Origin of the sequence: Clostridium sp. CMCC3677 (genome assembly GCF_023845585.1) — a bacterium.
Lineage (GTDB): Bacteria > Bacillota > Clostridia > Clostridiales > Clostridiaceae > Clostridium > Clostridium aquiflavi.
This window is the reverse complement of the sequence record NZ_JAMQHS010000009.1, coordinates 145,089-170,163: the sequence shown is the minus strand read 5'-3', so window position 1 is coordinate 170,163 and position 25,075 is coordinate 145,089. Positions and strand designations below refer to the sequence as shown.

Genomic DNA, 25,075 nt, shown 5'->3' with positions numbered 1-25,075 from the left:
AAAAGTACAATTACAATGCCACTTTACCTATTGCATATATCAACATTTTTCTAAAACAGAGTCTTATTTTTAAATTAGCGCCTCTTAGAATTTAATCTAAAATCAGCATATATATTTACAATACCTTCAAGAATATCTGCTGCAGTTTCAACCATAACTATACAAGTTCCTTCTTTTTTAGACTTTCTATATTCTTTCCTTAATTCAATACAATTATTACTTCCAAGCTTATTTTTAAATTTATTTATAAAGTCTGTAGTCATCTCTTTAACAACTGGACTCCTATGTCCACTTACATCTGTAAACATAATTCCAATTACAGCTATAGCTCCAGAAATAACTCCACATACATCCCCTATAGCCATTCCTCCACCAAAAGCCGCCATTGTCTTCAGTGCATCGTCAGATAAATTCAAATCATATTCTTCATTTGATGCATATATTAAGCACTCTGCACAATTTAAATCGTATTTATCATCCCAATATTTTATTGCTGTTTCTTTTAACATTTAAAACGCTCCTTGTAGAAAATAATTCTTTCTTAATACATTATATCACTTTAATATATTACTTAAAGACAAAAATTCACACAAAAGTAAAATTAAATATAAATTCCTAAACAATAAAAAAAGACCCAAGCATAATGCTTGAGTCCAAAAATGTAATATTATCTTGAATAGTCGTAGAAACCTTTTCCAGTCTTTCTTCCTAACCATCCAGCTCTTACATATTTTCTTAATAAGCTATGAGCTCTGTATTTAGTATCTCCTGTTTCATTATATAAAACATCCATGATAGCTAAACATACGTCTAATCCGATAAGATCTCCTAATGCTAAAGGTCCCATTGGATGATTTGCGCCATATTTCATAGCTGTATCTATATCTTCAACTGAAGCTATACCTTCTGCTAATATTCCAATTCCTTCGTTGATCATTGGAATTAATATTCTATTTACAACAAATCCTGGAGCTTCTGCAACTTCTACTGGATTCTTTTCAATTGCTACTGTTAATTCTTTTATAGCATCGAAAGTTTCTTGTGAAGTAGCCATTCCTCTGATAATTTCAACAAGCTTCATTACTGGAGCTGGGTTGAAGAAATGCATTCCGATAACTTTATCAGCTCTCTTAGTTGCTGAAGCAACTTCAGTTATTGATAAAGAAGAAGTGTTAGATGCTAAGATTGTTTCTGGCTTACAGATTCCATCTAATTCAGCAAATATTTCTTTCTTTATTTTCATGTTTTCAATAGCAGCTTCTACTACTAAATCGCAGTCAGCAGCTAATTTCATATCAGTAGTTCCTGAAATTCTTGAAAGAATTTCTTCTTTAACTTCTTCAGTCATTCTTCCTTTAGCAACTTGCTTAGTTAAACCTTTGTTGATTCCAGCTATTCCTCTTTCAACAAATTCATCTTTTATATCTCTTACGATTACTTCATAACCATGTTGTGCGAATGCTTGAACTATTCCAGCACCCATTGTTCCAGCACCAAGTACAAAAACTTTTTTCATTGATAAATCCCCCTTAAATGTTTTATAAATATCCTTCATTAAAAGAAATATCTTTTAATGAAGGATTAAAATCTATAATAATTTTACACTATAATATTTTAATTATTCAGCACTCTTTACAGCTTTAGCTTGAGCTATTAATTCAGGTAAAACCTTCTTAACATCTCCAACTATAGCATAATCTGCAACTTGCATTATTGGTGCAGTTTCATCTTTGTTGATAGCTATAATCATATCTGATTCTTGCATACCAGCAACGTGTTGAATTGCTCCTGAAATACCACAAGCAATGTAGATTGATGGTCTTACAGTCTTACCAGTTTGTCCAACTTGGTAATCTCTTTCTAACCAACCATTATCAACAGCAGCTCTTGATCCAGCTACAGTTCCGTCTAAAACTTCTGCTAATTCTTGTAATAAAGTAAAGTTTTCTTTTGAACCCATTCCTCTACCACCAGCAACAAGTATTTTAGCTTCTGATATATCTACAACATCTTTGTGTGCTTTAATGATTTCTACAACTTTAGTTCTAACATCACTATCAGCAAGTTTAACTTCTACTTTTTCTACAGTACATTTGCTTCCATCAGTATTTACTTTACCGAAAACTCCTGGTCTTACTGTAGCCATTTGTGGTCTATGTTCTGGACAAGCGATTGTAGCCATTAAGTTACCACCGAATGCTGGTCTAGTAGCTAATAAAGCTCCATCTTCAACTTCAACATCTAATGATGTACAGTCAGCAGTTAATCCAGTTGATAATCTAGCTGCAACTCTAGGACCTAAATCTCTTCCGATGAAAGTAGCTCCTATAAATAATATTCCTGGTTTTCTTTCATTTGCTAAATCACAAATAACTTTTGTATAAGCATCAGTAGTGTAGTGTTCTAAGTTTTTGTCATCTGCAACTAAAACTTCATCTGCACCATGTTCTGCTAATGTTTTAGATAAGTTTTCAATATTATTACCTAATAATAATGCTGTTAACTTAACTCCTAGCTTATCAGCAATTTTTCTACCTTCGCCAAGTAATTCTAAAGATACTTTTTGTAATTCGCCTTCTCTTTGTTCTGCAAAGACCCAAACGCCTCTGTAATCTGCTATATTCATAATAAATTACCCTCCTATTATCCTAGATGTAGTGTTTTTCTTGTAATTTGCCTAAAACGTAAGTTACTGCTTCTTTAGCTGGCTTGTTAACAACTTCGCCTGCTCCCTTAACTTCTTTAGTCATTGACTTTTTAACCTTTGTAGGTGAACCCTTAAGTCCTAATTCAGCCTTATCTACATCTATATCATCTGCACTCATAACTTTGATTTGATCATCGTTAGTTGAGAATATGTTTGCAACATTCATATATCTTGCTTCATTTAATTCTTCAATTGCAGTTAATAGACATGGAGTCTTTATTTCAATTTTTTCATATCCATCTTCTAATGCTCTGTTTACTAATAAAGTTCCTTCATTCTTAGCTTCAACGCCTTGAACATAAGTAACTTGAGGTATGTTTAAATGTTCAGCTATTTCTGGTCCAACTTGAGCAGTATCTCCATCGATAGCTTGTCTTCCTGCAAATACTAGATCATAATCTAATTTAGCTATAACTCCTGCTAATGCTTTTGAAGTAGCTAAAGTATCTGCTCCTCCTAATGCTCTGTCTGTTAATAGGATAGCTTCGTCAGCTCCCATGCATAGTGCTTCTCTTAATGTAGCCTTAGCCATTGGAAGACCCATGCTTATAACAGTTACCTTTGCACCTAAAGTCTCTTTTAATTGTAATGCACCTTCTAATGCGTGCTTATCTTCTGGATTCATAATTGATGGAACACCATCTCTTATTAATGTACCAGTCTTAGGATCAATCTTTACAGCTGTAGTATCTGGAACTTGTTTTACACAAACTACTATATTCATTATAAAAGTCCTCCCTCTATTATCTTAAAATGCTTCCTGCGATAACCATTTTTTGAACTTCTGAAGTTCCTTCATAAATTTCAGTTATCTTAGCATCTCTCATCATTCTTTCTACTGGATAATCTTTAGTGTAACCATATCCACCAAAGATTTGAACTGCTTTAGTTGTAACATCCATTGCAACTTCTGCAGCAAATAACTTAGCTCTTGCAGCATCTACTGAGTATGGTTGTCCATTTTGTTTCTTGCAAGCAGCTTTATATACTAAATGTCTTGCAGCTTCTATCTTAACGTCCATTTCAGCAATATACCATTGTAAACCTTGTTGAGCTGATAATGGTCTTCTGAATTGTTTTCTTTCTTTCATGTAGTTAACAGCTTCTTCAAAAGCACCTTCTGCGATACCTAAAGCTTGAGCAGCTATACCAATTCTTCCTCCATCAAGAGTCTTCATTGCTATACCAAAACCTTTACCTTCTTTACCGATTAAGTTTTCTTTTGGTACTATACAATCTTCCATTACAAGTTCAGTAGTAGAAGATCCTCTGATTCCCATTTTATCTTCTAATTTACCGATTGAGAATCCTGGGAAAGATTTTTCAACTATGAAAGCTGAAATTCCTTTAGTTCCTTGGCTCTTATCAGTCATAGCGAAGATTATGAAAGTTTCAGCAACTCCACCATTAGTTATGAAGATTTTTGATCCATTTAATACATAGTGATCTCCATCTAATACAGCTGTTGTTTGTTGTCCAGCAGCATCTGTTCCAGCACCTGGTTCAGTTAAACCGAAAGCACCTATTTTCTTACCTTGACAAAGATCTGGTAAGTATTTTGCTTTTTGGTCTGGAGTACCATGTTCGTTTATTACTGATGCACATAATGAAGTATGAGCTGAAACTATAACTCCTGTTGTTGCACACACTTTTGACAATTCTTCAACTGTCATTATATATGAAAGAACATCTCCACCTGCTCCTCCAAATTCTTTAGCAAATGGTATACCCATCATGCCTATTTTACCCATTTTTTCAACGTTTTCCATTGGGAATCTTTCAGTTTCATCCACTTCAGCAGCAATTGGTTTTACTTCGTTTTCAGCGAATTCTCTAACCATTTGTTGTACTAATTCTTGTTCTCTAGTTAATTGGAAATTCATTAAATTACCCTCCTTATTGATTACACTCTATTGATGATGAATATATATAAATCTGCAATAGATTTTTAACTTATTTTATAAATATTATTTATTTTTGAAGTTCTTTTCTCTTCTTTCTAAGAATGCAGTCATTCCTTCTGTTTGATCTTCAGAAGCAAAACATTTTCCAAAATCTTCAGCTTCAATTAAGACTGCTTTATCTATAGAAACTTGCATGCCTCTATTGATTGCATCTTTACAAAGTTTAACAGCTATTGGAGCGTTTGCTATTATTTTATTAGCCATAGCTTTTGCTTCATCCATTAAACTTTCTAATGAAACTACTTTATTAACTAATCCTATTCTATAAGCTTCTTCTGCTTTGATTATATCGCATGTATAAATCATTTCCTTAGCTTTTCCTAGTCCTACTATTCTAGCTAATCTTTGAGTTCCACCAAATCCAGGTGTTATTCCAAGACCTGCTTCTGGTTGACCAAATTTTGCTTTTTCTGAAGCTATTCTTATATCACATGACATAGATAATTCACATCCGCCACCTAAAGCAAATCCTGAAATAGCTGCAATTACAGGTTTGTCTAAATTTTCTAATCTTAGGAATACTTTATTTCCCAATTCTCCAAATTCTCTACCTTGTTCTTCATTAAGGTCTTTCATTTCTGATATATCTGCTCCAGCAACAAAAGATTTTTCTCCTGCACCAGTTAAAATAACTGCATATATATTGCTATCGTTTTCTAAATTTTCTAAAACTGAGTCTAAATCTTTTAATGTTTCTGAGTTTAATGCATTTAAAGCTTTTGGTCTATTAATTGTAACAATTGCTAAATGATCCTCTTTTTCAAGAATTACATTTTTTAATTCCATCTTTATAATCCTCCCTTAAACTTATATATTTAAATTTATGTTTTTTACTTAAATAAATTTGTATTTTTAGGTTTTAGATATGGTAAAAATTAATTCTAAACAATTCTTAACAATTTATTTTTAAATTAAAATTGTTATAATATTAACAATTAAATTTAAAAATAAAAGGCTTGTAATAGTCTTATAATGTCAACAATTGTCGCCAATTGTTATAATATTAACAATTGCTTGCAAAAAAATATGCAACCAATATCTTTCTTTTCTTAAATTATAATACTTATAATTATTATTTGCAATAAAATATTGTATTATTAGCATATTTTTTATATAACCCCTCAAATTCTCACTCTATCTTTGCTGATGTAATTGATAAATCAATGTCGATACACTCTCACTTAAATGAACATTTTCAACTTTTACATCTTCTGGCACAACCAAATCTATAGGTGCAAAATTCCAAATACCTCTTATTCCTCCATTTATCAATTCATCACTAACCTTTTGTGCACTTTTTTTAGGCACACATATAACTCCAATATCTATTGAATCTGACTTAAGAAAGCTTCCTAATTCATCAATATCCCTAATTTCAATATCTCTAATTTTTATGCCTATAAGTTTAGGATTTGCATCAAAAATAGCTGTTATCATAATTCCTAATTTATCAAATCTAGTATAATTAGCTATTGCCTGCCCTATATTACCTGCCCCAATTAAAACAGCATTATATTCCTTATCTAATCCTAATATTGAGTTAATTTGCGTATATAATTCCTTAACGTTATACCCATATCCTTGCTGACCAAAATCGCCAAAACAATTCAAATCTTGTCTGATTTGAGATGCTGTAAACCCTATTTTTTCTCCAAGTTCCTTTGACGATATTCTATCTACATCATTTTTCATAAGTTCATTAAGATACCTATGATATTTAGGCAATCTCTTTATAACTGCCATAGATATATTCTTATTTTTATCCATATCATTACTCCTTATTTTTTATTTATACTTAATCTTTTCTCTAAAAGTCCAATTTATTGCTATTTATTCTAATAAATCTTAAAATCTAAACTTTAAAGTATTAGAAAAATATTATTTTAACATACTAGTTAATAACACAAATGTTATTTTAATAACTTACTAAAAACACATATACAACATACTTAAAACACCTGTAAATCATTATCATCTAAACAAAATTATAAGTTGATATAAAAATCACCTATATTTTATCATAATATAAAATTTTATTTTTTTCTAGGCTTATCTTTAATAATTATTTTTTATAAAAATTAAAAATGTTTACATAGTAGTATTAAATTAAAATTCAAAAAATTTAAGAGCAGCTACATTAAAAGCTGCTCTTATTATTATTTTATGATTTATTATAAAATATAACTCTTTTTTTAATTTGTCTCTGTTTTATCAGAGTGTTGATATATGCATAAGCAAAGTAAGCGGAGTAATTGAACTTAGGAATGCTAAAATGAGTATTGTCACATTTAAAACAGAGCCTTTAATTTAATTAGTTTTTTAAACTCCTCATAGAATTTAATATAGCAATTAAAGTAACACCTACATCCGCAAATACTGCTTCCCACATATTTGCAATTCCTAATGCACCTAATAGTAATACAAATATCTTTACCCCAAGAGCAAAAATTATATTTTGCCATAATATAGAATTAGTTTTCTTTGCTATTTTTATTGCATCAACTAATGCTAAGGGGTTATCTTTCATAAGAACAACATCTGCTGCTTCTATTGCTGCATCAGATCCTATACCCCCCATTGCGATACCTATATCGGCTCTTGCAAGAACCGGTGCATCATTTATTCCATCACCAACAAACATTACTTTACCTTTTGAAGTGCTACTAGATATTAACTTTTCAATCTCTAATACTTTATCCCCTGGTAAAAGCTCACTCTTCACTTGATCTACACCTATATTTTTTGCAACACTGTTTGCTACACTCTTATTATCACCTGTAAGCATTACCGTTTTCTTTATTCCAATCATTTTTAATTTTTTGATTGCTTCAATTGAATCTTCCTTTATTTGATCTGCTATTACTATATTCCCACTATATTTATTATTTATTACAACATATACTACAGTTCCTGTTTTTTCTACTTTTTCTATATTAATATGATTATCTTCAAGTAACTTATAATTACCTAATATAACATTTTTCCCTTCAATTGTAGCTTTTACTCCGTGTCCAGATAATTCTTGATAATTTTCTACCTGTTTCTTTTCTAATTTACCTTTAAATTCTTTTACTATTGATTGAGCAATTGGATGATTAGAAAAACTTTCACCTAAAGCCACAATTCTTAAAAAGTCTTCTTTATTCATGTCTATTGAATTAATTTCTGTAACTTTAAATACTCCTTTTGTTAAAGTTCCTGTTTTATCAAATACAATAGTTTCAACATTTTTTAAAACTTCAATATAGTTTCCACCCTTTATTAAAATCCCCTTTTTAGATGCCCCTCCAATTCCTGCAAAAAGTCCTAATGGAACAGAAATTACTAGTGCACATGGACATGATATTACTAAAAAGATTAATGCTCTATATATCCAATCTGAAAATACTTGCCCTGGAATTATAATTGGAGGAATTATCGCAACAGCTATTGCTAAAAACACTACTATTGGAGTATATAGTCTTGAAAATTTAGTAATAAACTTCTCTGTCTTAGCTTTTTTACTACTTGAATTTTCTACTAAGTTTAATATTTTAGACACTGTTGATTCACTAAAAATTTTAGTGACTTTTAATTTTATAACTGAACTTAAGTTTATGCTTCCTGATAATAATTCATCACCTATATTGACTTCTCTAGGAAGTGATTCCCCTGTTAATGCTGATGTATCTATACTTCCTTTTCCGTCTGTTACTATACCATCAAGAGGTATCCTTTCTCCAGGTTTTATAACTATAAAATCATTAATTTTAACTTCCTCTGGAGATACCCTTTTTTCTCCATGTTCAGTAATTATATTTGCATACTCTGGACGTATATTCATAAGTGATGTTATAGATTTTCTTGATTTATTGACTGCATATCCTTGAAATAATTCCCCTATCTTATAAAACATCATAACTCCAACAGCTTCTGGATATTCACCTATTGCTAATGCCCCTACTGTTGCTATAGTCATCAAGAAATTTTCATCAAAAATTTCACCTCTTAAAATATTTTTAAAAGCAGTTTTTAATACATCACCACCAATTAAAATATAACTAAGAACAAATATAGAAATGTCTAAATAACTATTTTCTTTAAACAAAATAGCAATTAAATATAAAATTAATCCTATTATAAATATTTGATTTTCATAAAAAAAATTCTTTTTATTAAAGAAGCCTGTCTTCTCATTTAATTCGTGACTATGTGAGATATTTTCAATATGATTATGCTCATTATCATGAGAATGTATTTGCTTAGCAATATGATTATGAGCTGAATAATGATCATGACTACAACAAGATTTATTACATTTTTTACCATAATCTAATTTTTTTATATTTAAATTATTATTAAAATTATTTTTTTGATGAATTACAATTACATCTGGTTCTAATTTATTAATTATATCTTTAATAACATTAAAAACTTTATCTTTATCCTTATTTTCATGCAATTTAACAGTTAATTTTCCTAAAGAAAAATTCATATTAGCTTCAATAACCTCTTCTATATCATTGACTTTTCTTTCAATTTTGTTAGCACAATTAGCACAATCCAAACCTTTAAGTAAAAGTTTAAGTTCATTTTCCATAATTAATCTAATCCCCCTTATTCAGTAATATGTTTAAATCCTTCGTCAAATATATGTTTTATATGTTCATCATCTAATGAATAATAAATTACTTTTCCTTCTCTTCTAAATTTAACTAATCTAGCTGATTTTAATGTTCTTAATTGATGAGATATGGCTGATTGAGTCATTCCTAAAAGAGCTGCCATATCACAAACACACAATTCCGATTCAAATAATGCACATATTATTTTAATTCTTGTAGAATCTCCAAAAACCTTAAAGAATTCCGCTAAATCATATAATGTTTCTTCTTGTGGTAATGAGTCTTTTACCTTCATTACTGTATCTTCATGTATAATATTACATTTACAGCTTTCTACAAAATTACTTTCGTTATTCATAATCGATTCCTCCGTTCACTTGTTCATATGTTTAATCATTCATATGTTTTTTTATATTATATTCCTATATTTCCATTTATGCAACTAAAAAAAGAAACTTATAAAAATAAGTTTCTTAATCACAATCTAATTATACTACTTTTGATAAATTGCACTCATTTAAAAATACTTTATTTAAAACCATATTCACTATACTATTACAAACATAATAGGCATATGTTAAATCATTCTTAAAATCTAAAGAGCCGTCATATTGATTTTGTAAATCGTAAATAAATTTTTTAATATTATCTACATCTACATTGGAAGTTATAATTCCCTTTGAATTGAATTCTTTGGCAATTTTAGCTAAATCTTTTTCATAGATAACATGATTTTTAACTTGACTTGTACTCTTAAATTCCCATCTATAATAATGAGGAGCACAAAAAAAATCGCACATAAAGTGACAAATAACACCAAGTTCTTCACTAAATTTATTAACAGACATTTTATAATAAACATCTTGTAAAGATAGAGAACATAACTTTTCAATTTTTTTAATAATAATATCTATACTCTCAATAAAATAATGTTTTATCATTTTATATTTAAGCACACAATCTGGTTTTATATTACCCCATATAAATCTATAATCATTGATTAAATAAATACTCTTACTATTTGTGTAATTTAAAATACTCTCTGCAATAACTTTATGAGTATTGATCATCAATTCTATACACACCCTCTCACTTATTATTATTATTAAAAACATTTTTTATTAATAATAAATAGTTAATCTATTCTTATAATAATATTATATAATTCAATTTACAATGCTTTTATAAGTATTTTTTATGTTATTTTTAGAATTATATACCACATTAATTATAATATTATAGTAATGCAAAAGTGCTTCAATAATTTTTTAACTATAAAATTATTAAAGTAAAAATTCACTATTATAGATATATAAAAAAAGTACTTTAAAGTCTATCTAAATTTTTTTGATTCTATGGATGACTAACCCCTAATCCAGGTGTATTAAATGAATGATAAATATGAGTAACAATATTATCATAGAAATTTTCTTCAGCTTTAGGATAAATGATAGTAAAAATATTTTCCTTACCATTATTGAACATGGTACATTGATAATAAACAAGTTTTCTATCAGTAAAATCATCGTAATAATCATACGATATAACAAAACCATCAGAAAATAGTTGTTTATAAACATTTTGCATATTAGATCCTATCCATGAACAACTATTGTTATAACTTTCTTCAACTGTTTTAAATCGTGTATTATCTATTCCATAAACAGTAAATTCTGTGCTATTCCCTTCATCTGAACTTAGCATAACTCCATCTTCAGCATCATTTGATGTACAAATTTTATAGAAAGAAGGATAATCTATAGAAAATCCATACTTTTTATTTCTGTACGTTTTATATGTAAAATCATTATTACTTTGTGTATTGAAACTAGATGACAATTTCTTTACAAAACCGTTTTTATCCAAATGTTTTCCATCAACTGCTGTATCCGTAACTAGAACTCCATTACTATCTGTATAATGTTCAGCACCATTATCATCCTTAAACCATCCTATTAGTTTATTATTATTTCTATAATAATAAGTTTTACTGTCTATAACATGCCAACCATCAGATATTATAAACTCTTCTATATTAGTATTAGTTTTCTGATTGTTAGGCTGTTCATTGTTTACTACAACATGAGTATCTCCACAACCATATAATGATACAGAAATAACTACTGCAGTTAACAAACCTATCAATTTTAATTTACTCATAACACTCTCCTTCTATAATTTTAATAATATATTAGAAAACTTCTCTCATTCTAAAGGAATTATTTTTTATATGTTCATTTACTAAACGAAGCTTTTAATCATTTACTTCTTTACAGAATTTATCATAAAAAATTAATAAACTAATTATTTTTTAGCATTTTTATTCATTTATTTTCCTCCTTATTTTAATAAGTAAATATTTCTTATAATTATTAAATCTTCTATTTTTCCTATTATATTCCCATTTTATCATGTAAATACAAGAGGTTCAATTTTTTGTTTAATTGTAATTTTATTAATAATTTGAAACTTTTATATTATTTTTTTAAATTTTATTTATTAACATTATATTACAAATATTGATATTGAATTATTTTCTATTATAATATAGTTTTTTCATATTAATATTATGATCAAAAAGGAGAATTCAAATTAATGAATTCTCCTTTTTATATTTTCTTCTTCAAATTCTTTATTTTTTAAAATTATAAAAATTCATTATATTTATTTTCATCACTCAATTTATTTAGCAGATGCTTTATCTCTTGATCTTTGTTTTTATCCATAACTAAAATAACATCTCCAGCATCCACTATTACCAAATCTTTTATTCCAAAACCTATTATTAAATTTTTTTCTCCAAATACGGAGCAACTTTCACAGTCTTCCATATAAACATTTTTAGATATGCTATTACTTCTATATTTACCTAAGAATCTACTCAGAGCATTAAAACTTCCTATATCATCCCAATTAAAATCGCACTTTATTACAAAGGCTTTTCGTGTTTTTTGCATAACTCCAAAATCTATTGATATTCCATCAATAATATCGTATTCTTCTTTAATTATTTGTTCTTCATCCTCTTCTCCTATATGCTTATATATTTCCATTAATGATCTGTGCATTTTAGGAATATATTTTTCTATTTCTCTTAAAATAACATCTGCTCTAAAAACAAACATACCGGAGTTCCATAAATAAGTTCCCTTTAATAAAAAGTCCTTAGCAACTTCTAAATTTGGCTTTTCTGTAAATCTAGCAATTCTATAAGTAGATATATTACCTGTTGATCTATCTCCCATTTCTATATATCCATATCCTGTTTCTGGGCGTGTAGGCTCTATACCTAAAGTTACTATGCACCTTCTTCTATTAGCCATTTCTACTGCTTGTGATAGGGTATCTAAATATTCTTTCTCACCTTGGATATAGTGATCTGATGGTAACACTACCATAACTGCATCTGCATCTTGTTTTAAAAGCTTAACTGCAGAGAGCCCTATGCATGTAGCAGTTTCTTTATTTGCAGGTTCTATAAAAATATTTTCTTCTTTAATATCTTTAACCTCTTCTTTTATTTTATCTTCATAATCTTTATTAGTTACAACATAAATATTTTCTCTATTTATTAATGGCTTTATTCTTTCTACTGTATTAACTAAAAAGCTCTTTTCGTTAATAATTTTCAAAAATTGTTTTGGTTGATTATTTCTTGATAATGGATATAATCTACTTCCTTTACCGCCAGCTAATATCAGCCCGTATATCACGAATTTTCAACTCCATGTAATGATACTAATTTAATATATGTTTAAATATTAACATTTGTGAAAAACAATTTATTTACAAATAAAAGCCATAAAAATATTACTTTCTATGACTTTAAAAATAATTTATTAATAAATTATTATTTAATTTTTTCCACAACATTTTTTATATTTTTTTCCACTACCACAAATGCATGGATCATTTCTACCAATAGTTACTTTCGATTTTACTTCTATAACTTTCCCACTTATTTCATTAATTGTAGCACCTTTATATTTCCAAAGTCTTATATTACTTAAAAATTTAGTTGCTACACCTTTTACATAAGTTCTAAGTTCTAAGTTATTTGCATTTATTAATTCTAGCAAACTATTTATTGTATCATCTATATCATTATCTTGAATATCAAATGATAAATCATCCATTATTTGATATACCATTTCTTTTTCTATTTCAAATATACTAGTAAACTCTTTAAAGAATGACTTTCCAAATTTACTCTTATATATGAATTTTGAATCAAGCATATCCAATAATTCATTTTTATCTATATTATAATATTCTAAATTTTTATTATCTTTTTCTATATCCTTTAATAAATCTGACCAATTTTCTATATTATTATTTATAAAAATTCCTTTTTCTTCTCTATATTCTCTGTAATAATATTGAGCTTCTTTTATTATTTCATTAATATTACATTCATTTGAATCTTCTATATCATATCTTTGTAATAGCGCTATAACATCCTTAGTATTTACGATACCATATGTTTTATTTAATCCTCTATATACATCTAGCACTTCTTTATTTCTTTTTAATCTCTCTATATATTCAGTAGTATCTTTTTCCATTATTATATCTTGAACTATTTTTGGCATTAAAAATACTGCTTTTTCTTCTTTTGTTGACGGAAATATAATTCCTTGTTGCATAAAATATGCTGTTCTACTAAGTTCATAAGCATCAATATCATCAAAGATTTTTACTCCATCATTATTAAGATAACTCTTTAGAATATTAAATCTTTCTTCTTCAAAATATATAAATTGTTTTGCAATTATTTGAGTATATTCATTAAGAACTTTTTCAATTAAAGCATCTTTATTTAATGTTGAAATTTTACTCATACCTAAATTTCTAGCTATATTATATACAGCTTCCTTAGATAATGATTTTAATTGATCCGATACTTCAAAAGAATATACTCCTTTTACAAACATTTTATTCATTTTATTTTCATATTTCTCAAATAAATCATCCATCATATTATCATATAATTCTGCTGATTCATCAGTTTCTTTATTTTCAATAAATTCGTTATTTGTATCTTTATTAGAACATTCTTTATTAACCAAGTAACTATTTCTCCTTTTTATCTAGTTTTTATCTGTTAAGTATACATTTTATTATATAAATTAAATTTTATCTAAACATTATATGTAAATAAATAAAAATCCATTTACTTATTTACTTATACTTTTATTGCAACTACCTAATTGAATATGGTTTTAAATAAATTCAATACCATATTATTTTTAATCAATAAATTTTATTAACTCATCTTTAATCTTCATAGTTTCATTATATCCATTATTATAAATTGCTTTTAGTTTATCCTTATTTCGTTCAAACCTTCCTACATCCATCCTTATTGTTGGTCTAATAACTATAGCTTCATTTTTATTCTCCAATTCTTTACAATAATCTAATTGAGCATTATATGAAATATGTCTGTTTCTTAAAGCATTGGCTAGCTTAGGATACTTTTTCTTATATAACTTATATGCAAACTTATTTCCCCTTGATTCATACTTTCTATAACCTTCGTTTCTTGTCAAAACTATTATATTTTTATTATTACCATCAGAAATAGATTTTTTTATAGGTATAGCATCTACTAATCCTCCATCAGCATAAAGCTGATCTTTTATTTTTACAAATTGAAATAAAAGTGGAATTGAACATGTAGCTCTAAGTATTGTATTCTTTTTTTCTAAATAATCTTTATCAAAGTACTCTACTTCACCAGTATTTACATTAACACTTCCTGCTAAAACTTTCCCCTCAAATTTATTAAAAGCTTCATAATCAAAAGGACAATATTCATTAGGAATTTCATCAAAAACAAAATCCATGTCCATTATTGATCTACATTTTAATAAATTATTATACCCAACATATCTTTTATGATTTATGAATCTTTCCATAACTTCTAAATTTCTTCCTCTTTGTTTTGAAACAAATGAGTAACCATTAGTAATCCCCGCTGATACACCTACTATATATTTCATATCAATATTTATATCTATCAAAGCATCTAAAACCCCTGCAGTAAAAAGCCCTCTAAATGCTCCACCTTCTAAAACAAGACCTATCATAAACTATTTGTCTCCTTTTTATTATTGGCTCTGTTTTAGCAGGGTTTTGATATATGCATAAGCAAAGTGGGCGGAGTAATTGGACTTTACCTATTGCATATATCAACACACATTTAAAACAGAGCCTTATTATTCTATATTATGTTACTACCAATATAGAAATTATAAGACAATTTTCATTTTTTTTCTATAATCTAAACCTCTTAAACTTAAATTTTATCAATTATTTAATATTTATATAATTTCTTCTCTTACTTCTAACTTTTAAACAATATTTGCTTTTCCCTATTTTTAATAAACTTTTGGTAATTTAAAAAGAGTTTAATTTCTGCACCAGAAAAAACAAGAGTGTATCAAAATTTGATACACTCTTTAGAAGAAAATTTATTTAAATTGAGAGGTAATTTATTTAAATATTTTTCCTGGATTTAATATATTTTTAGGATCAAATGCTAATTTAATTCCTTCCATTACTGAAAGTACATCATTTGAAAGTGATTCCTTTAAATATGGTTTCTTAGCAAAACCTATTCCATGCTCTCCTGAAACTTGTCCTTTTAATTCTTTTGACTTATCATACATATCTTTCATAACTAATTCAAGTTTTTCATGCCATGTATTTTCGTCTAATTGATCTTTTAAAATATAAATATGCAAGTTTCCATCTCCAGCATGTCCAAAGCTCTTTATTCTAATATTAAATTTACTTTCAAGTTCATGAGTAAATTTAACAAATTCACCTATTTTATTTCTTGGAACAACTACGTCAACTTCATCCATTTCTGTAGTTAATGCCTTTATCGCTTCAAGGAAACATCCTCTAGCTGACCAAATTGATTCTTGTCTTTCTTCTGTATCAGATATAAATACATCTATTGCATCTGCATCTAAACATATATTAGCTACATTTTCATATGCTTTTTCAATTTCTTCTGTTGAATTTCCATCAAAAGTTAATAGAAGATATGCATCTGATGATTTATCTGGGAAACTCTTTCCTAAAAATTCTTCAGCTGCTAATATAGCTTCTCTTTGCATAAACTCAATAGCTGTTGGTATTGTTTTTGATTTAATTATTTTAGGTACTGTATCTATAGCATTCTCTAATGTTGGGAATGGTATAAGTAAACTTAATGATTTTTTAGGAAGTGGTAATAATTTTAGTATAGCTTTAGTTACTATACCTAAAGTTCCTTCTGATCCTATTAATAGATCTTTTAATGAGTAACCAGAACTATTTTTAACTACCTTTCCGCCTAACTGTACTACTTCTCCATTTGGCATCACTACTTCTAGTCCTCTTACATAATCTCTAGTAACACCATATTTTACTGCTCTCATTCCACCTGCATTTGTACTTATGTTACCGCCAATAGTTGCTGATTTTTCACCTGGATCTGGTGGATAAAACAAATCAAATTCTTCAACATATTTGCCTATTTCCATAAGTAATACCCCTGGTTCTAATGTAAGAGTAAGATTTTCTTCATCTATTTCTAATATCTTATTCATTCTACAAAGATCTATAACTATTCCACCTTTAATCGGAACAGCTGCACCTACAAGACCTGTACCTGAGCCTCTTGGAGTTACTGGAATAGAATTTTCATAAGCATATTTCATTATCTTTGATACTTCTTCTGTACTTATAGCTTGTACTACTATATCAGGCATTTTCTTTATTCCACCTAATTCATCATGGCTATAATCTTCGTTTATTTCATCTCCAAAGAAAACTCTCTCTTTATCATTTTCAGCAATAGATAGTATATATTCATAGTCTTTAACATCAATATTTTTATAAGTCATAGCCTTATGCCTCCTTGCTCATTTTTATTTTTTCTATAAGTTGTGGAATAATTTCATATATATTACCTACTACTCCATAATGAGCAACTTTAAATATAGGAGCTTTATCGTCATTATTTATAGCAAATATATGTTCTGAATTATTCATTCCAGCTGAGAATTGAACTGCACCTGAAATTCCACAAGTTATTATAAGTCTTGGTCTTACTGTTCTACCACTTAATCCAATTTGTCTTTTAGCATCAACCCATCCTGCTTCAATTAAAGGTCTAGTACATGCAAATTCTGCACCTAATAACTCTGCAAATTCTTTTATCATATTTAAATCTTTTTCTGACTTAACACCTCTACCAGCTGCTACTATTACTTCAGCATCACTTATTCCTACCTCTGTATTTTTTTCTTTAATTTCAAGAACATTAATACCAGATTTAAGCTTATCCTTTTTAATGTCACATTTAATTATTTCACCATTAATATCATCTGTTCTTTCTGGTGCTGTCATTACTTTATATCTTACTGTTGCAAGTTGTGGTCTTGAATTAGGTGTAACTATTTGTGCCATTATATTACCACCAAATGCTGGTCTAATTTGTACTAAGTCCGTATCTTCTTTTATATCAAGGATAGTACAATCAGCTGTAAGACCTGTTCTAAATCTAGCAGCCATTCTAGGTGCTAATGATCTTCCTATTGTTGTAGCTCCAACTAATATTGATGATGGTTTTACATTTTTAATAAAATCTTCAAATGCTGCTGCATAAGGTTCTATTCTAAAATCTTTTAGTTCTTCATCATCATATACAAATACTTTATTTACTCCGTAATGCAATAACTCTTTTGCTTCCTCTGAAACTTTATGACCAATGAATACACAGTAAACAGGGTGATTTATTTTAGCTGCTAATTCTCTAGCTTTACCAATCAATTCATAAGTTACTGGATGAATTTTCCCATTAACATGATCTACGTAAACAGATATTCCTTTCCACAAATCCTTATCTATTGACTTAACTTCTTCTTCAATATATTCAATTGCTCCCTTTGGTCCTTTCTTTACACAAAGCTTACACATTTTACAAGCTCCATTTATCTCAACTTTTCCATCATTTATTTCAAGAGCACCAAATGGACATATTTTTATTAACTCTTCCTTATTAGTTATTTTTTCTTGATTAACAACTAATTTTGCCATAAATCATTCCTCCTTGATTAATGTTTTTATTTATATATCCTTAATAATCCTTTTTAATATTATTTATTAAAATCCTTAAACTCACTAAAAACTAATTTATAATTAAATAAACTTAAACTCTTTTAATTTATGTTCCATTTTTTCAGATAACTCATTTGAATTGCCTGTCCACATTTCTCTATCATCATTAACTTCTGGTGGGAATATTCTTTCAACTTGAGTTGGTGAACCATTTAGTCCATATTTCTTTTCATTTCTATCTTCAAAATCATTTAAACTCATAATTGAAATTTCTTTGTCTTTAGTTGCAATTTTCTTTCTGTAAGATGGAAGTCTTGGTTCAAAAATTCCTTTATCTACAGTTATTAAGCAAGGATATGAAATTTCAACTACTTCTAAAGTTTCAGGCATATCCATTTCAACTATAATTGATTTTTCCTTAATCTCTATGATTCTCTCAACATTTGCTACATGAGGTATGTCTAAGTATTCTGCCATTTCTGGTCCTACTTGAGCTGTATCTCCATCAGTAGTTTGCTTTCCGCAAATTATTAACTCAAAATCTCCCATTTTTCTTACGCCTTGAGATATTGTATATGATGTAGCTAAAACATCAGCACCACCAAATTTTCTATCTGATAATAATGCTCCCTCATCAGCACCCATACTATACGCTTCTCTAATTACGCTAAGCGCTTGATTAGGTCCCATACTTAAAACTTTTACATTTCCACCTTCATTTTCTTTTATTCTTAATGCAGTTTCTAATGCATATAAATCATATGGATTCATTTTTGAATCTATACCATCTCTTTTTAATACTCCAGTAACTGGATCAACCTCTACTTTTGAAGTTCCTGGTACTTGTTTAATACAAACTAAAATATTCATGTAAATACCTCCTAAAAAACTATATTTTAAAATCCAAATAGTGGTCCACAGAAATATATTAATAATCCTGAAAACACAATATAGAATGAACAAACTTTTAATGTTGAATTTAATATTTTACCTTCACTACCAACAAGATTGGTAGCTGCTGTTGCAACTGCTATACTTTGTGGTGAAATCATTTTTCCTGCTGTTGCTCCCATTACATTTCCTCCTGCAATCCAATATGGATTTGCTCCAATGGAATTTGCAGCTTGTACTTGTAATTCTCCAAATAAAACATTTGCTGAAGTATCGCTTCCTGTTATTAAGAGAGCTATAGGGCATGCCTTATGGCCTGCAATCTTAAGCTTTCCTAATGAAATCATAAGCCAAATAATAGGAATACAAGCTAAAACAAATAAAATGTACACGGTTATCCCTCCATTTTGGTAACATATCATACCAATTTACGATTGGTACTACCACTTACAATTATTATTATATATTTAAAACTTTGCCATGTAAATAATTGTTATTAAATTAACAGAAAACATTTACATAGAATTTATAACAACGCTTACAACTTTTTATAGCTAGAGTTGTATTTTTTCTCCTCTTTAACATAATAAAATTTATAATTTTCTATAAAAAAAAGTTTCTATAAAAATAAAAATTTTGCTTTTATTTTTATAGAAACTTCTTGTTTGATATTTTATTAACAATACTTTACTTAAGAATAATTTACTATTCTTCGTATCCATATGCCTTCCATATTAAATCAAAATGTTCTAGCATTGCATTAAATACTTCTTTTTCATTTCTAAATTTTAATGCTCTCACTAAATTTTCATGTATTGATAATAATATTTCTCTACTATTACCAGTATGTAAAATTTGCATTCTAGATGATTTTATAAATTCATCCATAAGCTGAGATATTACTTCAAGTATATTAATGAGCAAAACATTTCTTGCTGCTTTTGCAAGAACATAATGAAATTTAATATCTAATTCTAAACTCTCCTCTTCTGTTCCTGCTTCATACATTCTATCTAATATAGCGCTTAAATGATCTAACTCATTATCTGTTATATTCTTTGATGCTAATCTTCCACACTCTAGCTCTAATGTTTTTCTTAAATCATACATTTCTTTAAGAGAACTTTCTTGAAGCATAAACATAACTGACAATGGTTCAAAAAGTGAATTGTCAAAATTAGTTTTTATATAATTTCCTGCGCCTTGCCTGCTCTCTATAAGTCCTATAACTTCTAAAGCCTTTATAGCTTCCCTTACTGAAGTACGGGAAACACAAAGAGATTCTGCCATCTCTCTTTCAGATGGAAGCTTATCACCTTTTTTGAGTTCACCACTTTTTATTTTAAATTTTATCTGTTCTATGACTTGATCGTATACTTTTGGTGTCTTAATAGGCGTGAACATAATAATTAATCTCCTCTTCAATAACATTGTTAATTATATTATAACTAAAAATTAATATTAATTACTAGTTATAGTAAAATTTAATTGACAAAATTTTAAAATTAGAATATATTAGTCTAAAGAAGATTAAATTTAATATTGAATTAAGAGGGAGTAGTTATAATATAACATCAACATGCTCGGTTATTTATTTACCTGGTGTTATGACCTTTGTGGTGACGAGACTTTTAATATGATTTCAGAATTCTGAAATTATATTAAAAGTCTTTTTTTGTTCATTGAGCATTTCAAATAAAATAATGAGCAAACTATATAATAATATTGCTTATTATTTTATATATATGATAACTAATATAAGAAGGAGATTGAATGATATGGAAAAATATTTTTGTAAAAGTTCTGAGGATACTTTAAAAGATTTTAATGTAACCTTAAACGGTCTTACCGAAGAACAAATTAAAGAACAGTTAAACAAATATGGAGAAAATGCATTAACCGAAAAAAAGAAAAAGAGTATTGTTTCTATATTCTTAGAACAATTTAAAGACCTGCTAGTTATTATTTTAATAGCTGCCGCTATTATATCAATAGCAACTGGTAATATTGAAAGTACTATCGTTATTTTAGTAGTTATAACTATAAACGCTATTTTAGGTACAGTTCAATATGTTAAAGCGGAGCAATCATTAAGCAGTTTAAAGGCACTCTCCTCTCCTACTGCTAAAGTTATTAGAAATTCCAATAAAATTGAAATTCCGTCTAAAGATGTAGTACCAGGTGATATATTAATATTAGAAGCTGGTGATTTAGTAGTCGCAGATGGAAGAATAATTGAAAGTTTTTCATTACAAGTTAATGAAAGCTCTCTAACTGGTGAATCAGAAAGTGTAGATAAAATTTCCGAAAAAATCGATAAAACTGAAGTAGCTTTAGGGGATCAAAAAAACATGGTATTTTCAAGCTCACTTGTAACTTACGGAAGAGGTACAGTACTTGTTACAAGTACTGGTATGAATACTGAATTAGGTAAAATAGCAACTTTGATGGAAGAAACTCAAGAAAAAAAGACTCCTCTTCAAGTATCTTTAGATGATTTTTCTAAAAAATTAGCTATTGGTGTAATTATTATTTGTGCAATAGTTCTTGCTTTAAATGTCTATAGAGGAAATACAATTTTAGATTCATTAATGTTTGCTGTAGCTCTTGCTGTTGCTGCTATTCCAGAAGCTCTTAGTTCAATAGTTACTATAGTTCTTTCTATAGGTACTCAAAAGATGTCTAAGGAACATGCAATCATTAAAAATCTTAGAGCTGTTGAAGGTTTAGGTTGTGTATCTGTAATTTGTTCAGATAAAACAGGTACTTTAACTCAAAATAAAATGACTGTTAAAAGTATCTTTGTAGATGATAAGTTAATAACTTCTGAAGAAATTAATTTAAATAATCCACTTGCCAAATTCTTAGTAGATAGCTCTATACTTTGCAATGATTCTACATCTGTTGATGGTAAAGAACTTGGTGATCCAACTGAAGTGGCTTTAATTAATTTAGGTCATAACTTTGATATAAATGAGATTGATTATAGAAAACAGCATCCTAGATTGAGTGAAATTCCTTTTGATTCTGATAGAAAATTAATGAGTACTCTTCATAATATAGATGATAAGTATTTAATGATTACAAAAGGTGCTATTGATGTATTGTTAAAGAGAACAACCTTAATAAAAACATCTGATGGTATAAGAAAAATTACTGAAAAAGATATTAATGACATAAATAAAATTAACCATCAATTATCTTCTAATGGATTAAGAGTTTTATCATTTGGTTATAAAAAATTAGATACTAAAAAAGATCTTGTATTAGATGATGAAAAAGATTTTATATTTGTTGGATTAATTTCAATGATAGATCCACCTAGAGAAGAATCAAAAGCAGCTGTTAGAGATTGTATTAAAGCATCAATTAAACCAGTAATGATTACAGGTGATCATAAGATTACGGCTTCTGCTATTGCTAAAGAAATAGGTATATTACAAGATACTGATATATCAGTTGATGGTATTGAATTAGATAAGATGTCTGATAAAGATTTATTAGATAAATTAGAACATATTTCTGTTTATGCTAGAGTATCTCCTGAACACAAAATTAGAATAGTTAAGGCATGGCAAAGTAAAGATAAGATAGTTGCTATGACTGGTGATGGTGTAAATGATGCTCCTGCCTTAAAACAAGCTGATATTGGTATTGCGATGGGTATAACAGGTACAGAAGTTTCAAAAGATGCTGCTTCTATGATATTAACTGATGATAACTTTGCAACAATAGTTAAATCTATAGGTAATGGTAGAAATATTTATGCTAACATAAAAAATTCAATTAGATTTTTACTTTCTGGAAACACTTCTGGAATATTAGCTGTATTATATGCATCATTAAGAGCTTTGCCAGTACCATTTGCTGCAGTTCATTTATTATTTATAAATTTACTTACTGATAGTTTACCTGCTATTGCAATAGGTATGGAAAAATCAACAAGAGATGTTTTAAATGAAAAACCTAGAGATAGTAAAGAATCTATATTAAATAAAAGTTTTGTAAAAAGTATACTTGTTGAAGGATTATTAATTGCAATTGCTACTGTTTCAGCTTACCATATTGGATTATCTAGTGGCCCTGTAGGAACTTCTAGTACAATGGCATTTGCCACTTTATGTTTAGGTAGATTGTTCCATGGTTTTAATTGTAGAGGGAGAAAATCTATATTTGCATTAGGTTTATTTGATAATAAATTTAGCTGGATGGCTTTTGGAATTGGCTTAGTACTACTAAATGCAGTATTATTAGTTCCTCCATTACAATCATTGTTTGAAGTTATACCATTAAGTGGATCAAATTTAGGATTTATATATTTATTTGCATTCCTTCCAACATTAATAATTCAAATATATAAAATGATTAGATATGATTCAGAAAAAGATGATTATATAAGTTCTGAAAATAAGGGTGGTAAAGTTAAAGAAAAAAAGCAAGTAGCTTAAAATAAAATTATAAATTTACTGTATTTTTAATATATGTTTATATATATCTAAAATATAGCTTAAAGTAAAAATACTAAGAGTTAAATGGCAAAGTCTTGTCCTTTAACTCTTATTTTTTATATAGTATACTAAGTTTAAAGTATTACGATAAATTAAACTTATGGAGGATAAATGAAAAATTTAATTGAAAAAGCAAGTGTTACACATGAATTAAGTAAAGATGAAATATTACAATTATTATCATCTGATGATATAAATGATGATTTATTTAAAGCTGCTGACAAAGTAAGAGAAAAATCTTTAGGTAATATTGTTCATTTAAGAGGACTCATAGAATTTACTAACATATGCAAAAGAAATTGCTTATATTGTGGATTAAGAAGAGATAATAAAAATATAAAAAGATATAGATTAAGTAAAGATGAAATTATAGATTTTGCAAAGAAAGCTGTATCTTATGGTTATAAAACTATAGTTCTTCAAGGCGGAGAAGATGACTTTTTTACTAAAGAAAAAATGGTGGAAATAATAAAAGAAATTAAAAGTTTAAATGTGGCATTAACATTAAGTTTAGGTGAAAAAACTTATGAAGAATATAAAGCTTTTAAAGAAGCTGGTGCTGATAGATATTTACTTCGTATTGAAACAACTGACAAAAAACTTTATGAAGAAATGGATCCTATGATGAGTTATGATGAAAGATTAAACTGTCTAGAAAATTTGGGTGATCTAGATTATGAAGTTGGAACAGGTGTATTAGTTGGATTACCAAATCAAACATTAGATTCTTTAGCAGATGACATTTTATTTTTCAAAAAATTAAATGCTGATATGATTGGTATTGGTCCTTTTATTCCTAATGAAGATACCCCACTAAAAAACTCTGAAGGTGGGAATTTAAATTTAGCTTTAAAAGTAATGGCTATAACTAGATTACTACTTCCTGATATAAATATTCCTGCTACTACTGCAATGGAATCATTACATAAAAATGGACGTATCTTAGCACTTCAAAGCGGTGCTAATGTAGTTATGCCAAATGTAACTGAAGGTGAATATAGAAAGCTATATGCATTATATCCTGGTAAGATTTGTACAGGAGATACACCATCTCATTGTAGAGGATGTATAACAGGAAAAATAACCTCAATTAACAGAGAGGTTTCTGATGGATATGGCTTTAGAGGAAATCAAAATAAAAATTCTCACACTAAATAATTGATTAACTTTATAAAGTTTTCTGTTTTAAGACAATGTTGATGTTTTAGTATAAAAGCAAAGTGGCATTGGAATTTACTTTTTAGAACTCTTAAAGTAAATTTCTCTGTCCATGAGTTTTATACT

The 25,075-nt window shown here is 27.9% G+C and carries 20 protein-coding genes and 1 pseudogene; 2 read left to right on the top strand and 19 right to left on the bottom strand.

The features are described from left to right. Positions 1-74 precede the first annotated feature (74 nt). The 19 genes and pseudogenes from NG901_RS12785 to NG901_RS12695 all read right to left on the bottom strand — a co-directional run bounded on the left by NG901_RS12785 (position 75) and on the right by NG901_RS12695 (position 20,687). Positions 75-509 carry a C-GCAxxG-C-C family (seleno)protein gene (locus NG901_RS12785; RefSeq protein ID WP_252215257.1) on the bottom strand — a complete coding sequence of 145 codons (435 nt, stop codon included), beginning with the start codon at positions 507-509 and terminating at the stop codon, positions 75-77. A gap of 158 nt (positions 510-667) precedes the next feature. Then, positions 668-1,516, bottom strand: coding sequence for a 3-hydroxybutyryl-CoA dehydrogenase (locus NG901_RS12780; protein ID WP_252215254.1), 849 nt, complete (start codon positions 1,514-1,516; stop codon positions 668-670). 102 nt (positions 1,517-1,618) lie between these two features. Further along, positions 1,619-2,626 (bottom strand): electron transfer flavoprotein subunit alpha/FixB family protein, encoded by a 1,008-nt coding sequence (locus NG901_RS12775; RefSeq protein ID WP_252215251.1) that lies wholly within the window; start codon positions 2,624-2,626, stop codon positions 1,619-1,621. A 22-nt stretch (positions 2,627-2,648) separates the two neighbouring features. After that, positions 2,649-3,431, bottom strand: coding sequence for an electron transfer flavoprotein subunit beta/FixA family protein (locus NG901_RS12770; protein ID WP_252215248.1), 783 nt, complete (start codon positions 3,429-3,431; stop codon positions 2,649-2,651). Between the two features lie 19 nt (positions 3,432-3,450). Then, positions 3,451-4,590: an acyl-CoA dehydrogenase gene (locus NG901_RS12765; RefSeq protein ID WP_252215245.1), complete on the bottom strand. Its 1,140-nt coding sequence runs from the start codon at positions 4,588-4,590 to the stop codon at positions 3,451-3,453. Between the two features lie 84 nt (positions 4,591-4,674). Then, the gene (locus tag NG901_RS12760) at positions 4,675-5,457 is read right to left on the bottom strand and encodes a short-chain-enoyl-CoA hydratase (RefSeq protein WP_252215242.1); all 783 of its coding nucleotides are present in this window, start codon (positions 5,455-5,457) and stop codon (positions 4,675-4,677) included. A gap of 348 nt (positions 5,458-5,805) precedes the next feature. Next, positions 5,806-6,438 (bottom strand): redox-sensing transcriptional repressor Rex, encoded by a 633-nt coding sequence (locus tag NG901_RS12755; RefSeq protein WP_252215239.1) that lies wholly within the window; start codon positions 6,436-6,438, stop codon positions 5,806-5,808. A gap of 544 nt (positions 6,439-6,982) precedes the next feature. Further along, positions 6,983-9,250, bottom strand: coding sequence for a heavy metal translocating P-type ATPase (locus tag NG901_RS12750; RefSeq protein ID WP_252215236.1), 2,268 nt, complete (start codon positions 9,248-9,250; stop codon positions 6,983-6,985). Positions 9,251-9,267: 17 nt separating this feature from the next. Next, on the bottom strand, positions 9,268-9,633 hold the full coding sequence (locus tag NG901_RS12745) for an ArsR/SmtB family transcription factor (protein ID WP_252215234.1): 366 nt from the start codon (positions 9,631-9,633) through the stop codon (positions 9,268-9,270). A 130-nt stretch (positions 9,634-9,763) separates the two neighbouring features. Then, positions 9,764-10,345, bottom strand: a complete 582-nt coding sequence (locus NG901_RS12740) for a zinc dependent phospholipase C family protein (RefSeq protein ID WP_252215353.1) — start codon at positions 10,343-10,345, stop codon at positions 9,764-9,766. Positions 10,346-10,628: 283 nt separating this feature from the next. After that, complete coding sequence (locus tag NG901_RS12735; protein WP_252215233.1) at positions 10,629-11,435, bottom strand: hypothetical protein; 807 nt, start codon at positions 11,433-11,435, stop codon at positions 10,629-10,631. Positions 11,436-11,920: 485 nt separating this feature from the next. After that, entirely contained in the window at positions 11,921-12,988 is a 1,068-nt protein-coding gene (locus NG901_RS12730) for a mannose-1-phosphate guanylyltransferase (RefSeq protein WP_252215230.1), read from the bottom strand. Between the two features lie 141 nt (positions 12,989-13,129). Beyond that, a complete protein-coding gene (locus tag NG901_RS12725) occupies positions 13,130-14,344 on the bottom strand; it encodes an SEC-C metal-binding domain-containing protein (RefSeq protein ID WP_252215227.1) in 1,215 nt (404 codons plus the stop codon). A 180-nt stretch (positions 14,345-14,524) separates the two neighbouring features. After that, positions 14,525-15,367: a patatin-like phospholipase family protein gene (locus tag NG901_RS12720; protein ID WP_252215224.1), complete on the bottom strand. Its 843-nt coding sequence runs from the start codon at positions 15,365-15,367 to the stop codon at positions 14,525-14,527. Between the two features lie 405 nt (positions 15,368-15,772). Beyond that, positions 15,773-17,176 (bottom strand): FAD-binding oxidoreductase, encoded by a 1,404-nt coding sequence (locus NG901_RS12715; protein WP_252215221.1) that lies wholly within the window; start codon positions 17,174-17,176, stop codon positions 15,773-15,775. 4 nt (positions 17,177-17,180) lie between these two features. Next, a complete protein-coding gene (locus NG901_RS12710; protein WP_252215218.1) occupies positions 17,181-18,371 on the bottom strand; it encodes an electron transfer flavoprotein subunit alpha in 1,191 nt (396 codons plus the stop codon). 102 nt (positions 18,372-18,473) lie between these two features. Continuing rightward, on the bottom strand, positions 18,474-19,262 hold the full coding sequence (locus NG901_RS12705) for an electron transfer flavoprotein subunit beta/FixA family protein (RefSeq protein ID WP_252215215.1): 789 nt from the start codon (positions 19,260-19,262) through the stop codon (positions 18,474-18,476). A gap of 26 nt (positions 19,263-19,288) precedes the next feature. Then, a pseudogene (locus NG901_RS12700) lies at positions 19,289-19,582 on the bottom strand (L-lactate permease); the annotation flags it as partial. A 406-nt stretch (positions 19,583-19,988) separates the two neighbouring features. Then, positions 19,989-20,687, bottom strand: a complete 699-nt coding sequence (locus tag NG901_RS12695; RefSeq protein ID WP_252215213.1) for a FadR/GntR family transcriptional regulator — start codon at positions 20,685-20,687, stop codon at positions 19,989-19,991. Between the two features lie 374 nt (positions 20,688-21,061). On the opposite strand from NG901_RS12695, the gene NG901_RS12690 reads away from it, so the two are divergent. Together NG901_RS12690 and hydE are read left to right on the top strand one after the other, a co-directional pair. Then, the gene (locus NG901_RS12690) at positions 21,062-23,731 is read left to right on the top strand and encodes a cation-translocating P-type ATPase (RefSeq protein ID WP_252215210.1); all 2,670 of its coding nucleotides are present in this window, start codon (positions 21,062-21,064) and stop codon (positions 23,729-23,731) included. A 171-nt stretch (positions 23,732-23,902) separates the two neighbouring features. Beyond that, a complete protein-coding gene (gene hydE, locus NG901_RS12685; RefSeq protein WP_252215207.1) occupies positions 23,903-24,949 on the top strand; it encodes a [FeFe] hydrogenase H-cluster radical SAM maturase HydE in 1,047 nt (348 codons plus the stop codon). The last annotated feature ends 126 nt before the right edge of the window (positions 24,950-25,075 follow it).

Coding starts and splice junctions, on each gene's coding strand:
- NG901_RS12785 (WP_252215257.1), bottom strand. CDS start 509: ATGTTAAAAGAAACAGCAATAAAATATTGGGATGATAAATACGATTTA.
- NG901_RS12780 (WP_252215254.1), bottom strand. CDS start 1,516: ATGAAAAAAGTTTTTGTACTTGGTGCTGGAACAATGGGTGCTGGAATA.
- NG901_RS12775 (WP_252215251.1), bottom strand. CDS start 2,626: ATGAATATAGCAGATTACAGAGGCGTTTGGGTCTTTGCAGAACAAAGA.
- NG901_RS12770 (WP_252215248.1), bottom strand. CDS start 3,431: ATGAATATAGTAGTTTGTGTAAAACAAGTTCCAGATACTACAGCTGTA.
- NG901_RS12765 (WP_252215245.1), bottom strand. CDS start 4,590: ATGAATTTCCAATTAACTAGAGAACAAGAATTAGTACAACAAATGGTT.
- NG901_RS12760 (WP_252215242.1), bottom strand. CDS start 5,457: ATGGAATTAAAAAATGTAATTCTTGAAAAAGAGGATCATTTAGCAATT.
- NG901_RS12755 (WP_252215239.1), bottom strand. CDS start 6,438: ATGGATAAAAATAAGAATATATCTATGGCAGTTATAAAGAGATTGCCT.
- NG901_RS12750 (WP_252215236.1), bottom strand. CDS start 9,250: ATGGAAAATGAACTTAAACTTTTACTTAAAGGTTTGGATTGTGCTAAT.
- NG901_RS12745 (WP_252215234.1), bottom strand. CDS start 9,633: ATGAATAACGAAAGTAATTTTGTAGAAAGCTGTAAATGTAATATTATA.
- NG901_RS12740 (WP_252215353.1), bottom strand. CDS start 10,345: ATGATCAATACTCATAAAGTTATTGCAGAGAGTATTTTAAATTACACA.
- NG901_RS12735 (WP_252215233.1), bottom strand. CDS start 11,435: ATGAGTAAATTAAAATTGATAGGTTTGTTAACTGCAGTAGTTATTTCT.
- NG901_RS12720 (WP_252215224.1), bottom strand. CDS start 15,367: ATGATAGGTCTTGTTTTAGAAGGTGGAGCATTTAGAGGGCTTTTTACT.
- NG901_RS12715 (WP_252215221.1), bottom strand. CDS start 17,176: ATGACTTATAAAAATATTGATGTTAAAGACTATGAATATATACTATCT.
- NG901_RS12710 (WP_252215218.1), bottom strand. CDS start 18,371: ATGGCAAAATTAGTTGTTAATCAAGAAAAAATAACTAATAAGGAAGAG.
- NG901_RS12705 (WP_252215215.1), bottom strand. CDS start 19,262: ATGAATATTTTAGTTTGTATTAAACAAGTACCAGGAACTTCAAAAGTA.
- NG901_RS12695 (WP_252215213.1), bottom strand. CDS start 20,687: ATGTTCACGCCTATTAAGACACCAAAAGTATACGATCAAGTCATAGAA.
- NG901_RS12690 (WP_252215210.1), top strand. CDS start 21,062: ATGGAAAAATATTTTTGTAAAAGTTCTGAGGATACTTTAAAAGATTTT.
- hydE (WP_252215207.1), top strand. CDS start 23,903: ATGAAAAATTTAATTGAAAAAGCAAGTGTTACACATGAATTAAGTAAA.